Annotated in this window: 8 protein-coding genes; 6 read left to right on the top strand and 2 right to left on the bottom strand. The window is 59.8% G+C overall.

The window, feature by feature from the left end:
• The first annotated feature begins 71 nt into the window (after window positions 1-71).
• The 3 genes from fdhF (at window position 72) to P0N66_RS08725 (ending at window position 8090) form a co-directional block, all read left to right on the top strand.
• Window positions 72-4190, top strand: a complete 4119-nt coding sequence (fdhF, locus tag P0N66_RS08735) for a formate dehydrogenase subunit alpha (RefSeq protein ID WP_275804405.1) — start codon at window positions 72-74, stop codon at window positions 4188-4190.
• A gap of 170 nt (window positions 4191-4360) precedes the next feature.
• On the top strand, window positions 4361-7411 hold the full coding sequence (locus P0N66_RS08730) for an FAD-dependent oxidoreductase (protein WP_338140552.1): 3051 nt from the start codon (window positions 4361-4363) through the stop codon (window positions 7409-7411).
• A gap of 73 nt (window positions 7412-7484) precedes the next feature.
• Window positions 7485-8090 (top strand): hydrogenase iron-sulfur subunit, encoded by a 606-nt coding sequence (locus tag P0N66_RS08725; RefSeq protein ID WP_275804403.1) that lies wholly within the window; start codon window positions 7485-7487, stop codon window positions 8088-8090.
• 180 nt (window positions 8091-8270) lie between these two features.
• On the opposite strand, the gene nadC is transcribed toward P0N66_RS08725, so the two are convergent.
• A complete protein-coding gene (gene nadC / locus P0N66_RS08720; protein WP_275804401.1) occupies window positions 8271-9140 on the bottom strand; it encodes a carboxylating nicotinate-nucleotide diphosphorylase in 870 nt (289 codons plus the stop codon).
• A 253-nt stretch (window positions 9141-9393) separates the two neighbouring features.
• On the opposite strand from nadC, the gene P0N66_RS08715 reads away from it, so the two are divergent.
• From P0N66_RS08715 to P0N66_RS08705, 3 genes are all read left to right on the top strand, one after another.
• On the top strand, window positions 9394-9987 hold the full coding sequence (locus tag P0N66_RS08715) for a tetratricopeptide repeat protein (RefSeq protein ID WP_275804399.1): 594 nt from the start codon (window positions 9394-9396) through the stop codon (window positions 9985-9987).
• A gap of 76 nt (window positions 9988-10063) precedes the next feature.
• Window positions 10064-11944, top strand: coding sequence for an ATP-binding protein (locus tag P0N66_RS08710; protein WP_275804397.1), 1881 nt, complete (start codon window positions 10064-10066; stop codon window positions 11942-11944).
• A 72-nt stretch (window positions 11945-12016) separates the two neighbouring features.
• Window positions 12017-12463: a PilZ domain-containing protein gene (locus P0N66_RS08705; RefSeq protein ID WP_275804395.1), complete on the top strand. Its 447-nt coding sequence runs from the start codon at window positions 12017-12019 to the stop codon at window positions 12461-12463.
• A 13-nt stretch (window positions 12464-12476) separates the two neighbouring features.
• Here P0N66_RS08705 and P0N66_RS08700 read toward each other — a convergent pair whose 3' ends face one another.
• Complete coding sequence (locus P0N66_RS08700) at window positions 12477-16271, bottom strand: AsmA-like C-terminal domain-containing protein (RefSeq protein WP_275804394.1); 3795 nt, start codon at window positions 16269-16271, stop codon at window positions 12477-12479.
• Window positions 16272-16278: the final 7 nt, after the last annotated feature.

Below are 16278 nucleotides of genomic sequence, written 5' to 3'. Positions count from 1 at the left end.
GCCGGGTTATAACTTTGAGCTTTTTTATTAGAACTTGCTTGCAACCCTATTGAGCATATTGGCGACCTATCATGAGTGAAATTAATTTGCAGATCAACGGGCGGGCGGTGACGGCGGGGGAGGGGAGTACCATCCTGGCCGCCGCCAAGGCCGCCGGTATTCATATTCCCACCCTTTGTTCCGTGGAGGGGAAATCCTCGGAGGTGCCCTGCGAGCTGTGCCGGGTGGAAGTGGCCGGTTTGGCTGAACCGGTGCGGGCCTGTGCCACCCCGGTGGCTGCCGGTATGGAGGTCGACACCGAGAGCAAGGAGCTGGTGGCGCACCGTAAGGAGCGGCTGGCGGTGCTGGCCGAGACACACTTCGGCGACTGTAAGGCGCCCTGCAACCTGACCTGTCCCGGCCAGATCAATGTCCAGGGTTACATCGCCCATGTGGCCAAGGGTCAGTACGCGGAGGCGGTGCGCCTGGTGATGGAGCGCAACCCCTTTCCCTTTTCCGTCGGCCGGGTCTGTCCCCGCTTTTGCGAAACCCGTTGCCGCCGGCTGCTGGTGGATGATCCGGTTTCCATCAACCACCTCAAGCGCTTTGTCGCCGACTGGTGCATGACCAACAAGGTTGATCTCAAACTTAAAGCCGACTCGCCCACCGGCAAGAAGGTGGCGATCATCGGCGGCGGCCCCTCCGGCCTGACCGGGGCTTACTACCTGGCCCGGAAGGGCCATGACGTGACGGTTTTTGAAGCGGCCCCCAAGCTGGGCGGCATGCTCCGTTACGGGCTACCCCGTTACAAGATTCCCGATAATGTGCTGGATTATGAAATCAGCACCATCCTGCGCCTGGGTATTTCGGTGCGCCTGGGTCAGCGCTGGGGACGTGATTTTACCCTGGAAAGCCTGCAGCAGCAGGGTTTCGGGGCCATCCTGCTGACCGTGGGAGCCAATTATGATGAGCCCCTGAACATCGACGGCGGCGCTCTGCCCGGAGTTATTCCCGCCCTGAAGCTGCTGCGCCAGGTCAACGAAGGGAGTCCTGCCGATTACGGCAAGCGGGCGGCGGTGATCGGCGGCGGCAACACTGCCATGGAGGCGGCCCGTTCCCTGTTGCGGCGCGGCGCTGAAGAGGTCACCGTGGTCTATCCCCGGGCCAAGACCGAAATGCCCGCCAACCAGCGCAATATTCGAGAGGCCGAGACTGAAGGGGTGCAGTTTCTGCTCATGGCATCGCCCATCAAGGTCAAGGCCGCCGAGGGTGGCGGACTGGACGTGGAACTGATCCGCATGAAGCTGGGTGAGCCCGATGCCAAGGGCATCCGTTACCCCGAGGCAGTGCCCGGCACCAGCATCCACCTGGCGGTGGACACGGTGGTGGTGGCCACCGGCCAGTCGGCCTGCGACGGCACCTTCAAGGGTGGCAGCCTGGAAGAACAGCTGGAGCTGACCCCGAAAAACAACATCAAGTCCAACCCCCGTAACTTTCAGACCAACCTGGAAGGGATTTACGCCGCCGGCGATGCCACCAACGGTCCCCGCTCGGTGATCCAGTCGGTGGTGGCGGCCCGTCGGGCGGCGGATAACATCCACGCCCAACTGCTGGGCCTGCCCAAGGAACCGGCCGAAAGCCGCTTCAACTTCAGCCGGGGCAAGAGTTTCGAGCAGGTGGACCTGGCCAACTTCGAAGGCATCCGGGTCAAACTGCGGGAAAAGATGCCCGCCCGACCCCCGGAACGGGCGGTGCAGGATTTCAACGAGGTCTCTTTGGGTTTTTCCGAACAGATGGCCAAAAACGAGGCCGAACGCTGCCTCTCCTGCGGCTGCAACGCCTTTGACCGTTGCGACCTTAAACGGCTGGCCATCGAACACGGGGTGGATCCCAACAAGACCGGCATGGGCAGCAAGCCCACCTACCAGCGCCGAGAAGATCACCCCACCATCACCGTTGATCTCAACAAGTGCATCTACTGCCGCAACTGCGCCAACTCCTGCGAATACCGGGCCATCGACCTGCGGGCCGAATCCTTCGACGACCGGGGCCGGGCGCAAAATATCTCCCTGACCTTCATGGAGCATTGCGTCTCCTGCGGTAAGTGTGTCGATAACTGTTCCACCGGGGCCCTGAACAAGAAAGACCAGATCATCCCCATCGTGGGCGAGGAAACCCGCCTGGTGCGTACCACCTGCCCCTACTGCGGGGCGGGCTGCCAGATGAACCTCAAGGTCAAGGGCGACACCATCATCGAGGTCACCGCCGACCCCGATCTGGCCCCCAACTACGGGGCGCTGTGTGTTAAGGGCCGCTTCGGCTTCCACTTCGTGCAACATCCTGACCGGCTGACCAAGCCCCTGATCCGCCAGGGCGGTCAATTGGTGGAATGCTCCTGGGACGAGGCGCTCAGCTACACCGCCAAACGTTTTTTTGACATCAAGGCCATGTACGGCCCCGATGCCATCGCCGGTTTTTCCTGCGCCCGGGCCACCAACGAAGAAAACTTCCTGATGCAGAAGTTCATGCGGACCGCGATCGGCACCAACAATATCGATCACTGTGCCCGCCTCTGACACGCTCCCACGGTGGCCAGTCTGGCCATCACCCTGGGCAGCGGCGCAATGACCAATTGCATCGCCGATACCACCAAGACCGATCTCTTTTTGATGATCGGCAGCAACCCGGATACCAGCCATCCCACCATCGGCCTGCGCATCCATCAGGCCCTGGACCGGGGGGCCAAGATGATCGTCATCGACCCGCGCAAGACCGCCTTTGCCGAGCGGGCCGACCTTTGGCTGTCCATTCAGCCGGGTACCGACGTGGCCCTGCTCAACTCGATCATGCAGGTGATCATCAAGGAGGAGCTGTGGGACCGGAAGTTTGTCGAGGACCGCACCGAAGATTTCGATGAACTGGTGCGGGTGGTGGAAAAATATCCCCCCGAGGAGATAGCGCCCATCTGCGGGGTAACCCCGGAGCAGATCCGCCAGGTTGCCCGCCTGTACGCCGCTCCCGGGCGGCACGCCACTTACCACGGCATGGGGATCACCCACTACGCCACCGGCACCGACCGGGTCAAGTCCATCTCCAACCTGGCCCTGCTTTGCGGCAAGGTCGGGGTGGAAGGGGGGGGCTGCAACCCCCTGCGGGGCCAGAACAACGTCCAGGGCGCCTGCGACATGGGGGCCCTGTTCAACACCCTGCCCGGCTACGGGGGACTCAGCAACGACGAGCTCTTTGACCAGTATGAAAAGCTGTGGAAGGTGAAACTGCCCCGGCGGCCCGGTAAACCGGCCACCGAGGTGTGGGAGAATATCCTCAAGGGAGAAATCCGGGCCCTCTACGTCTTCGGCGAGGACCCGGTGCTGGCCGACACCAACATCAACCACGTCCGGGAGGCCTTGGAAGAGGTCAACTTCCTGGTGGTGCAGGATATCTTCCTCACCGATACCGCCAAGATGGCCGATGTGGTCTTCCCCGCCGCCTGTTTTGCCGAAAAGGACGGCACCTTCACCTGCACCGAACGGCGGGTCCAGCGGGTGCGCAAGGCGGTGGAACCGCCGGGCGAGGCCAGGCCGGACTGGATGATCTTCTCCGAGCTGGCCGCTCGCATGGGCTATGAGATGCGCTACTCTTCAGCCGAGGAGGTCTTTGAAGAGGTCCGCCAGCTGCTGCCCCAGTACAAGGGTATCAGCTACGCCCGGCTGGAACAGGAGGGCCTGCAGTGGCCGGTGCCCAGCGAGGATCATCCCGGCACCCCGGTGCTGCACAAGGAAACATTTACCCGCGGCCGGGGGCTGTTCGTGCCGGAGAACTACCTTGCTCCCCAGGAGCCGGTGGACGGCGAATACCCGCTGCTCTTTACCACCATCCGGGAATACGCCCGCTACAACTTCAGCAGCATGACCGGCAAGACCAAGGCCATCGACGTGATCGCGCCCGAGGCCCTGGCCGAGGTGCATCCCAACGATGCCCAGCGGCTGGGTATCAAAGACGGGGTGATGCTGCGGTTGACCTCGCGGCGGGGAACGGTAGATATCCGGGCCAGGATCAGCGAGCGCACCCAGGAGGGGACCATTTCGGCGCCTTACAACTTCGCGGAAACCCCGGTCAATGCCCTGACCCTGGACGCCCTGGATCGACTGTCCCGGACGCCGGAGTACAAGCTCTGCGCCATAAGAGTAGAAGTGCTAACTGCCCATTAGCATCACATGTTGCGGCGATCGGCCCAGCTCACGTGCCTGGGGCACGCTTCGCCGGGCCGCTTGCCGCAACCTGCGGCACTACTGGGCAGTTAGCGAAACTTTATTAAGGCAACACGACAAAAACAAATAATAGAACTCAGATCAATTACCACGATCAGGAGCAATATCAGATGACCAAAGCAATGACGAAAAAGGCGGGCGCCGTGATGGTGGTCGGCGGCGGGGTGGCCGGGGTGCAGGCCGCCCTCGACCTCACCGAGTTGGGCTACTACGTCTACCTGGTGGAGAAGGCGGCCGCCATCGGCGGGGCCATGGCCATGCTGGACAAGACCTTCCCCACCAACGACTGCTCGCTCTGAATCCTGGCGCCAAAATTGGTGGAGGCCGGTCGGTCTCCCAACATAAAGATTCTGAGCAATACCGATTTCCTCAAGCTCTCCGGCAAGCCGGGCGACTTCACCGCCAAGCTGCGGGTACGGCCACGGTATATCGACCACGACAAGTGCACTGCCTGCGGCATGTGCACCCAGTACTGCCCCCGCCACCTGGTGGACGGCTACAACGAGGGGCTGGCGCTGACCCGGCCCATCCATATCGATTACCCCCAGGCGGTGCCGGCCAGCTACTTTATCGATCCCGAGGCCTGCCTGCACCTCAAGCACGGCACCTGCAAGATCTGCGTCTCGGCCTGCCAGGCCCGGGCCATTGATTTCGACCAGCAGCCCGAAGAGATGGATCTCAAGGTCGGGGCGGTGGTGATGGCGCCGGGCTTTGGCCGGGTGCCCGACAGCGCGCTTGACAAATACAGCTACGGCAAGCACCCGGACGTGGTCACCAGCCTGGAGTTCGAGCGGCTGCTCTGCGCCTCCGGCCCCTTCGAGGGCGAGTTGCTGCGGCTCTCCGATCGCCAACACCCCAAGAATCTGGCCTTTATCCAGTGCGTGGGTTCCCGCGACCTGGGCTGCGACAACGGCTATTGCTCCTCGGTGTGCTGCATGTACGCCATCAAGGAGGCCATGGTGGCCAAGGAGCATGAGCCGGAAATTGCAATCACCATCTATTACATGGACATGCGCACCCAGGGCAAAGGCTTCGACGCCGCCCGGGCCCGGGCCGAGGCCATGGGGATCAAGTTTGTCCGCGCCCGGGTGGCCGATGTCATGCCTTGGGGAAACCAGCTCAAGCTGACCTTCGCCACCATGGATGGCAGCCATTATTTCGAAGCCTACGATATGGTGGTGCTCTCGGTGGGGCTGGATTCCCCCGCCGATGCCGCCAATCTGGCCGACAGTGCCGGCTTTGCGCTCAACGACTACAACTTCTGCCGGACCTCCACCTTTGCTCCTCTGCAGAGCAGCCAGGAGGGGGTGCTGGTGGCCGGCGCCTTCCAGGGGCCCAAGGACATTCCCGAAAGTGTCACCCAGTCCAGCGCCGCCGCCGGCCTGGTCTCGGCCCTGACCAAGAAGGACCGGGGCAAGGGGTACGTGGTCAAGAGTTACCCCGATGAACAGCAACTGACCGACGATGATGAAGTTCGTATTGGGGTCTTTGTCTGCCACTGCGGGGTCAATATCGCCGGGGTGGTGGATGTGCCCGACGTTGATCAATACGTTGAAGGCATGGAAGGGGTGGTCTACCACGCCCAGAGCCTCTACAGCTGCTCCCAGGACGCCCAGGAGGTGTTGAAGCAGAAGATCAAGGAACACAACCTCAACCGGGTGGTGATCGCCGCCTGTTCACCCCGCACCCATGAGCCCCTGTTCCAGGAGACCCTCAAGGATGCCGGCCTGAACCGTTGTCTGATCGAGATGGTCAATATCCGCGACCAGTGTTCCTGGGTCCATGCCAACGAGCCGGCGGCGGCCACCAGCAAGTCCAAGGACCTGGTCCGCATGGGCATTGCCAAGGCCCGCCACATCAAGCCGCTGCCCGAGCAGACGGTGCCGGTGATCGACAAGGCCCTGGTGCTGGGCGGTGGTATTGCCGGCCTGACTGCGGCCCTTAACCTGGCCGAGCAGGGTTATGCCACCGCCCTGGTGGAAAAGGAGGCCCAGTTGGGCGGCCACCTGCAGGAGGCCCGCTACACCCTGCGGGGCGAGGAAGTGGCCAAGACCCTCAAGGGGCTGATCGACCAGGTCAACAAGCACAAAAATATCAAGGTGTTTACCGACACTGAACTGGTACAGCTCAACGGTTACGTGGGCAATTTTTCCTCCCAGCTTAAAAGCCGTAAAGGTAAGGGTCAGGAGAGCACCATCGATCACGGGGTGGTGGTGGTGGCCACCGGCGGCCGCGAACACCGGCCGGAAAAGGTGCTGGACAGCCCGGTGAAATACTCCGCCAAGGTCGTTACCCAGCGGGAGCTGGAACAGCGCTTGGCCGGTAAGGCCAAGAACCGGGCCCCCGGCTCGGTGGTGATGATCCAGTGCGCCGGCAGCCGGGGCGACGACCTGGGTTACTGCAGCAAAAACTGCTGCAATGACGCAGTGAAAAACGCCCTTAAAATAAAGGAGATCAATCCGGAGTCCCAGGTGATTGTGCTCTACCGCGATCTGCGCACCTACGGTTACGCCGAGGATTACTACCGCCGGGCCCGCGAACAGGGAGTACTTTTTATCCCCTACAGCATGGACAATAAACCCCGGCTTACCGCCGGCGGCAAGGCCCCCAAGGTCGGCTTTTACGACCCTCTCCTGCGCGAGGAGGTGAACCTGAGCCCAGACCTGCTGGTGTTGAGCACCGGCATCGTGCCCGATGATACCGCCACCTTGAGCCGCCTGCTGAAGGTGTCGGTCAACGAGGACAAGTTTTACCTCGAGGCCCACGTCAAGCTGCGGCCGGTGGAACTGCCGGTTTCCGGGGCCTATGTCTGCGGCCTGGCTCACTCGCCGCAGCCGGTGGAGGAGATTATCGTTCAGGCCCAGGCGGCGGCGGCCAAGGCGGCCATTCCCCTGGTCAAGGGCTATGTCTCGGTGGAACCGACAGTTTCCAGCGTCGACCAGAGTGCCTGTATCGGTTGCGGCCTGTGCGAAGCGCTCTGCCCCTATCAGGCCATCCGCATGCACAAGGATGAAAACAACAAGCGCAAGGCCGAGACGGTCACCGCCTCCTGCAAGGGTTGCGGCATCTGCGCCGCCCACTGCCCGGTCTTTGCCATCTCCATGGGCGGTTTCACCGACGAGCAGATCACCGCCCAGATCACCGCCTTCGGGCAGCAATAAACTTGTCGCCGGCCGTTGTGGCGGCTGATTGAACTTAAAAAGAACTAAGAGCAATTTAATAAGGGGAAAAGATATGGCTCAGGAGGATTTTAACCCTCGTATCCTGGGGTTTCTCTGCAACTGGTGCTGCTACGCCGCCGCCGACTCGGCCGGGGTGTCGCGCTACCAGTATCCGCCCAACCTGCGCACCATCCGGATCATGTGCACCGGCCGGCTGGACCCGGCCTTCGTCTTCCGGGGCTTTGCCGAAGGGGCCGACGGCATCTTCACCGGTGGCTGACAACTCGGTGAATGTCATTACCAGGTTGGTAATTACGATGCCATGGGAGTAAGTTTCCTGATCAAGAAGATCCTGCAGGAAGTGGGGATCAACCCCGACCGGTTCGGTCTGCAGTGGGCTTCTGCCGCCGAAGCGCCCCGCTTTGTCCGCTTGATCACCGATTTCACCGCCAAGGCGAGAGAACTCGGTCCCATCGGCAAGAGCGAAGGGTTTGATCAAGAAGAGCTGCAAAAACGCCTGCAGCAGGCCACCAGGATGGCCGAGGACCGCAAGCTGCGCATGGCCATGGGTACCGCCACCAAGACGGTACGCAAGGATGGGATATTTACCCAGGAACACATCGACGAGGTTTTTGCCGGTAAGCTGGAAAAGCCCATCAAAACGGCTTTGGGCGGTTAGAGTCAGATCAGTTGGGTTTTACGGCTCCCGTCCAGGCCCCATGCTGCTTGCTCTTTGCCCCCCCCTCTGGGCGGCGGCCGAGACGAAAGTCAGCGGGCAGTAGTGCCGCAGATTGCGGCAAGCAGACCGGCGCCGCGTACATCAGTACGCAAGCCGGGCTGATCGCCGCAAGCAGCGGTGCTACTGCCCGCTGACCATTTCCATGCTGATGTCTTTGGCCGGTGCTGAGTGGGTGAGGGCGCCGATGGAAATGCGGTCCACCCCGCAGGCGGCGATTTCCCCAACGTTGTTCAGCGTCACCCCGCCCGAGGCCTCGGTGATTGCTCGGCCGTTGATCAACTCCACCGCCCGGCGCATCATCGGCGGGTCCATGTTGTCCAGCATGATGATCTCCGCCTTGGCGGCCAGGGCCTCGGTCACCTGTTCCAGGGTTTCACATTCCACCTCAACCTCCTTGCCCGGCCCGTTGTAATCCCGTACTTTTTGCACTGCCTGGCGGATGGAGCCGGCGGCCGCGATATGGTTATCCTTGATCAAAATCCCGTCGTTGAGATTATAGCGGTGGTTGACCCCGCCGCCCACGTGCACGGCGTATTTTTCCAGCCGTCGCAGGCCGGGGGTGGTCTTGCGGGTGTCCATGATCTTTACCGGCCAGGCGGCCACGGCGGCGACAAACTCGGCGGTGAGGGTGGCAATACCGCTCAGCCGCTGGGCCAGGTTCAGGGCCAGCCGCTCACCGGCCAGCAGATCCCGCAGCGGACCATGTAGATGCAGGATGATTTCTCCCGACTTAACCCATTGGCCGTCGGCGGTGGGGTGGCAGGTGATTTCCCGGTTGATCATTCGAAAAACCAACGGCGCCAAATGTTCCACCCCGGCCAATACCATTGCCTCCTTGGCGATGAACACGGCGTTGCCGATTGCTTTCGGGGGAAAAATCGCCTCTCCGGTGATGTCTCCCCGGCCCAGGTCTTCAGCCAAAAAGGTGCGCAGGCTGTGATGCAGGTCGGGATTTTTGAACAAACCGTGGTTTTGGCTGTCTCTTTCCATTATAGTAATGCCTCTGCCGTCAAAGTTGTCGGCGTTGCAAAAAACCGCATCGCCGATTGGAAGCGCTTTATAACTGCCTGTTTCCGTGTTACCGACCAACACTTCTGGTGGTTTTTTTGCGAGTTTATCAAAATTAGTGGCTGCCGATGGGCCGGGATTAGCAGGCCGGCAGCTCTTTCGTCTTGGCCGGGCTGCTGTCTGTTGGTTTTAGTATTATAACGGAGGCGACACTTAGAACAAGGAGAAATAAGCGATGTTCGAACCGGAAAAACCAGCTGCTAAAATGGTCAGACGGGACAAGATGTTTTTCACCGCCTTTGCCTGCCTGGTCATTGGCTTTTTGGGCGGTATTGGGTTCAGTATTTACAAAATGCCCGCTGTTGCCCCCTCTTTGGCGACCCACCAGAATGGCTTAACTCCCGAGCAACAACGGGTGATGGAAAGCCTTGAACAGGCGGTGGCGGACAACCCGGAAAACGTGCAGGCCTGGACCCAGTTGGGGCATCTGTATTTTGATACCGATCATTATGAAAAGGCCATTAATGCCTATAGCCGATCCCTGGAGTTGCATCCGGACGATGCCGACGTGGTCACCGACCTTGGTGTCATGCATCGCCGTAACGGTCAACCGGAACAGGCCATCGCCTCTTTTAAGCGGGCCATCGAGATTGACCCGCGGCATGAAACGGCCCGCTTTAACATGGGGGTGGTGTTGCTGCATGATTTTGACGACCAGACCGGGGCCAGGAAAGTCTGGTCTGAACTGATAGAACTCAACCCGGTGGCCTATGCTCCTAACGGACGCCTGGTGGCGGAGATGGTGGCGGATCTGGAAGGCAATCGCTAACTTGCCCAACTCCTTTTTCTGGTGTAGGCTTAAGTTTTGATGCTTTTATACCGGAAAGGGGAGCGGCGGGCTTTGCATGACCGATAAATTTGAAAAATTCCTGGGCAGTAAATATTTTCGTTTGCTGCCACTTTTGTTCCTGCTTTTCCTGACCGTTATATCGATTGTCGCCAATTACTGGAACCTGCGTAACAATGCCCATGAGATGGCGGCTTATTACGCCCAGGGCATCGTGCGGTTGATCAATGATGCCAGGCTCTGGAATGCCGAGCATGGCGGGGTTTACGTGCCGGTCAGTGTCACCACCCCGCCCAATCCCTACCTGGAAGTGCCGAACCGTGACCTGATAACCACCGACGGTTTAGTGCTGACCAAGATCAACCCCGCCTACATGACCCGGCAAATTGCCGAGATCACCAAACGACAGGAGGGGCTGGTGCTGCACCTGACCAGCGCCGAGCCGATTAATCCGCTCAATGCCCCCGATCATTGGGAACAAAAGGTGCTGTCCGATTTACAGCAGGGTGAGGAAAACAGCCGTTTTGCCTTGCATACCACCCCGGATGGTCAGGTTTATCGTTACCTGTCGCCCCTTTACGCCGAACCGGCCTGCTTGCACTGTCACGCAGTTCACGATAGTGCCGAAGGGGATTTGCGCGGGGGAATCAGTCTGACCTTTCCCGCCGCTCCCCATCTGGCCATGATTTCCTCCCAGATCAACTGGATGCTGGCGATTCATGTTCTTGCCCTGTTACTGGTCAGCGTGGTGGTCTACAGCCTGTTGACCAGCTTGCAGCGATACTGGCAGGCCCGGCAGGAACTGATCGAGGAGCAGGAAAACATCATTGACCAGCGTACCGCCATTCTCAACCGGCAGATGCAGCGTTATCACACCATCATCAACACCGCCGCCGAAGGTTACTGGGAGCTTGATAACGAAGGGCGGACGGTGATGGTCAACGAGGCCATGCAAGAGATGTTGGGCTATTCCCACCAGGAAATGCTGGGGCGCCAACCCCATGAGTTCGCCCGGGGGAAAAACGTTGAGATTTTCCGAGAACAGATCGGCCGCCGGGAAAGTACCCGCAACCGGGCTTTTAATGTAACCCTTACCGCCAAGGACGGACATGATGTGCACGCCCGTTTTCATGCCACCTCGATGATGGATGAACAAAATCGCCTGACCGGTTCCTTTGCCTTTATTACCGATATCACCGAACTGCTGGAGATCAGACAATCGGCGGCGGCCTACGCCCTTAAACTTGAACGCAGCAACAAAGAACTGCGTGATTTTGCTCATATTGCCTCCCATGACCTGCAGGAGCCCCTGCGGACCATCGTTTCTTTTGGTGATCGTCTGTTACTGAAGCATGCCGGGCAACTGGATGAGCGAGGCCGGGACTATCTGGAGCGAATGCAGGATGCTGCCATTCGCATGCGGCAGCTGATTGAAGATCTGCTCAACTACTCTCGGGTGGCTTCCCGGGAACAGGTGCTGGACCCGGTAGATCTTAATGAGGTTGTAAAAGAAGTGCTGTCCGACCTGGAGCAGCGGATCCGGGAACGGGCCGCCCGGGTGGAAGTGGAGCCACTGCCGACGGTCAAGGCGGATCGCAGCCAGCTCCACCGGCTGTTCCTTAACCTGATCGGCAATGCCCTCAAATTTCAGGTTCACGATGTCCGACCGGTGGTTAAGGTAAGCGTGGGGAAAAGCGATGATAAGGGGGTGGAAATCGTGGTCAGCGACAATGGAATCGGCTTTGACGAAAAATACCTGGATCGTATTTTTCGTCCCTTCCAGCGCCTTCATGCCCGGGGGCAGTACCAGGGCACTGGCATGGGGTTGGCGATCTGCAAAAAGATCGTGGAAAGTCACCAAGGAGAAATGACTGCCAGCAGCAAACCGGGGGAAGGGGCCACCTTCAGGATTTTTTTTGCGCGATTGCATGACCTTTAAATGGTAGAATGCCCAACCGGGCAGGTGGCCCCAATCCGGGTGGCCGGGGAGAACGGATCAGAGGATAAAAGCATGGCACGTGAACAGCGGCGCTCACCACGGGTTGAGGTAAGTTTACCAGTGCGGATTACGATTCGTGATCGGGGCGACGATCGGACTCTGGCCGAAAGCACCGGGCGGATCAATGACATTTCCCGCCACGGGTTGCGGTTGACGGTGCCGCAGCCCAAGATTGACCAGTGGCATATTTTTTATAATTTTCAGGAAAACAATCAGCAGATGCTGCTGTTGGAGGTCTTTGCCGGACAGGCCGACGAGCAGGTGTCGGATTTCAAGCTGCCGGTGATACCGGTCTGGTTTGACCGCTTGCTGTCGCTGCCAGACAAGCCATTTCAGGTGGGGATGGAATTTACTGAGCCTCCCCCCAATGAAGTGGTGACATGGCTCAGTGGTAAGTTGAACAAACTTCGCAGCCGGCAAAAGGTCCCCTGGTGGTCCCGGCTGTTCGGCGGCCGTTGACCGACGGTTATGGCTAGGGGGAAGAAGAAGGCAGCAAAGGGCTCAAAATATTAAAGGGCAGCAGCAGGGTGCTCTTGATCAGATTGAGCAATCCCTCACCCACCGCATCCGGGGCCATGACCGTAAGCCGGGGATTGCGGATATCCCCCTTAACCCCGACGGGAATGGTGACCACGGTGGCGTCCTTGCCGCCGATGATCCGACCGACAAAGGGGATCCAACTGACGATGGTGTCGATGGTTTTAAAGGGCGCCACCAGGACCACCATGTCCGCCTGCATATCGGTCAGGTTCAGGCTGCCGCGGGCGATCAGGTTGAGCCCGACGCCCCGGATCACCGCCTTTTCAATGACCAGCACATGGTCTTTGATTACCGCTTCAAACTCCAGTTCCCGGTAAGCGAACCCGCGCTCATCAAAACCGGCGATATCCCCGGTGAAAATGTCGGTAAGGTTAATCAGGCTGAATATCCTGGCCAGCAGCCCCATGCGCATGATCCGACCGCCAGCAGGGGAGGATATGCTGACCCGGCCCTGTTGCCAGTGGCTGAAATCCCCTTCCAGTTCCGCTGTCAGCAGACAGTCCCCTGAGATGATATCCTGTTCGATGCCCAAGCAGGGCAACATTTTTTCAAAACGGGGAGGGTCCGGGCAGGCCGGGGCCAGGGCAAAGGAACTGGTTCCCAGAGCTGGATTGAGATACCAGGTGCCGATGAACTCCAGGCAGCAGAGCGCGGCGGAGTGAATTTCGGCCACCAGTCCCCGGGGTTCCGTCAGTGACAGGACGCCGTTCAGAGGTTGCCAGTGCAGGGAAACATCTGAATCTTCATCCGGCCACGGGCCGGAATCAAATTCCGTCAATTGGAAAGCCAGCCGCCCGGTTACCGGCCATTCTTGCGGTTGGGAGTCGATGGCCAAGCGCGGTTGCCGCTTGCTGAGTTCATCATACCAGGCAACCACGGTTTCCCACTCCAAATAAGGCGAGGAGAGCGCCAGGTCCAACGCCAGTCCGGCATCGGCGACTTTGATCGCACCGCTCAGCTTAAGGCGCTGTTCATCATTGAGGCTGAGATCAAGCTTTTGCAGTTGCCATTTTTGCTCCCGGCCGTCCAGTGCCAGGTGGTTAACGGTGAGCCGTCGCTTTTCATCCGTGGTCCAGGACAGCCCGTCGATCTCGAGGAAACCGTCAAAGACCGGGGGGACAAAATGGATCCCGTGATCATTTGTTTCGTGGTTCGTGCCGTCAAAAAAGATCCCCGGCATTTTGAATTCCGCTTCTCCCCGCCAACTTCCCATCTCCAGTTGCTCGGCAAAGAAGGTAAAAAAATGTCCCATCACCCCTTGGCTTAGCTGCCCTTTGAAACTGCCGCTCAGGAAGCGGTTCGTCTCACCTGAAGAATGAGACTCCGGAGAGCCGGCGGATCCTGGTTGTGGGGGCAGGTGCAAATTGAAGTCGGCTTGGTGGGGATTGGTCAGCACCCGGGCGGTAAGGTCTGTGGCCTGGCCGTCCTGTTGGCTGACCGTGAAGTCAAGGCGCCGCAGCGGGGCAGTCCGCACCCCGTTTGGCTTGTCTTCATCCCGGCTCAGCAGTGTGCCGGCCAACTGCAGATTATCCGGATCCCAGCTGATGTTGAAGGGCAGCAGGGTAAGGGGGGCGACCGGCAGCAAGTGTTCCGGCAGCCACTGGCGTGTTTGCAGCCAGTCGCGGTTGGCGGCCGTGAACCGGCCGCTGAACTGCAACTGGCCCTGCCAGTGCTGCAGTGTCTGGTGCCGCAGGCGGCCCGTCAGCTTCAATGCACTGTCCTGCAGCTTGAGTTGGAGTTGTCGGAAATCTACCAGACGGTCATTAAAGCGGATCAATCCTTGGGAACTGGTGATCTCGGCAGCCAGCAGGGGTGAGTACCAGCGCAGTTCGGAGCCGTGGTCGAGATCGACAATGGCTGTGTAGCGCCATTGATCCGGCCGGAACAGCCCGCCTTCAGCCTCACCGTGGGCGATGGTCAGCCGGCCGCTGATTTCCTCCAGTACCGGCGGCAGTGCTTGTTGCAGCACCGGATAACTCAGCAGATGCTCGTAGAAAGACTGGCTGTCCAGTTCCGCCAAAGCCTTTTTCAGCACAAAGGGCGCCTGCGGAGTGAGGGCAATCCGGCCGGTGCTGGCCATAAGTCGATGCGGGCCAGCGGTGCCGGCCAGTTCTTGCCAGCGGACCTGCTCCCGGTCGATCAGCAGGCGTCCACGCTGGATGGTTAGTGGCCAGGGAAGGCGGTCGTAAATGATTTCGCCATGGCTTTGTTCGATAGTGACATCAACGGTAAAGTCATGCCAGGTGTCGCTGATCACCAGCCGCCCGGCGGCCCGGCCGGCAGCCCGGGGAAAGCGGGTCATTTCTTCCTGGAAAACCGGATGTTTCACCAGTTCGGGCAGCAGTATCCGCAGTTCTTCCAAGTCGGCGTCAAGTTTCAGGTCGAGTTCGAGCACCGGCAGTTCTTTGTGCAGCCCCACCCGCAGCGAACCGTCATAGCCGTGGCTGCGCTCCAGCACGGCCTCCGCCCGGCTCAGTTCAAGAATACTGTTTTTGATCTGCAGCTCTCCCCAGGCCTTTGGCAGGTAAAGGTCGATTCCCGGCACCATGATTTCGGCCCGTTCAACCTCAACCGTGAGTATCATTCGATCCGCCAGGACTTTGGGGTCACGCAGGACATTTTCCTGGCCGGCCAGATAAAAAGCGGCTCTGGTGGCCCGACCGCCCAAGACGATTTCTCCCACCAGCCGGGCAGGCTCGAATTCGCCAAATAACTCAATCACCGCCGGCATGATTTCATCGGCGTTCAGCTCCCGGCCATGCAGGTCCACCTCCCAATGGGGGGAGTCCGTTTCTCGGCCGTCGCGGGTGATAGTCCCGCCCAAACGAAACTCCGGTTCCCGTACTTCGAAATCGTGGATCGTCAGCTGCCAGAAATCTTCTCGTTTGTGCAGGTCAAGGTCAATAACTCCGCAGTCCAGGCGGACCGCTCCGGCCTGTTGAGCAAGGTCATGGGGCTGCAGGAGAAAACAGGGGAGATCGCCGCTCAGGGTGGCGTCGAGTTTACTCAGATTCTCGCCGGTTGCCTGCAGGTTCAGGTTGGCGGCGGCTTCCAGGGGGGCAACCCCCAGCAGCGGAGTGGTAAAAAGATCATGCAGATGCAGTGCGCTGCCATCGGCCTCCAACTGGTAGCTGCCGTCTACCCGGTATTCCCCCGCCATGGTTAGATGTCGTCCAAAGGAGGGCCGGAGGGACAGTTCCAGGTCCAAGCGGCTCGGGGATAGTCGGAAGGATGCTTCGATTTCACGCAACTCCAAGGCTTCCAGTTGAAAAGCTCCCGGCAACTCGGTGGCGGCAAGCTTCAACTTGCCTCGAGAAATTTCCACCACCCCGGTAAAAGTGGGGGGAAATACCGCCGTCGGCGAGATATCCTTGCCGTCCAGTCGGGCTCCGAGATCTAGTTGTAACTCCGGGTCAACCAGCCGTACTCGGCGTGGCTCCAGCCGCAGTTGCAGCAGGGCAAGAAAACTTGGGTAAACATGGGTTTCCGGCAGGGTAAGTCGAAGCTCCGGCCGCTGCACCTCGACTCCACGGACCAGCAGATGGGGGGTAGGCAGCCAGGCTAGTTCAATACTGTCCAGGCTGATCTCACTCTCCAGATGATACCCCAAGCGGTCGACCAGGTCGCTTCGCACCGGTTCGGAGCTAAGCAGCAGGGGCAACATCAGGGCCAGCAGGGCTGCCATCAGCAGTACTGCCAGCACGATCAACCTTGTTTTGCGGGCCATAAACAAA

Origin of the sequence: Desulfurivibrio dismutans, from assembly GCF_029210385.1 — a bacterium.
GTDB lineage: Bacteria > Desulfobacterota > Desulfobulbia > Desulfobulbales > Desulfurivibrionaceae > Desulfurivibrio > Desulfurivibrio dismutans.
This window is presented reverse-complemented; position numbering and strand designations above follow the sequence as displayed.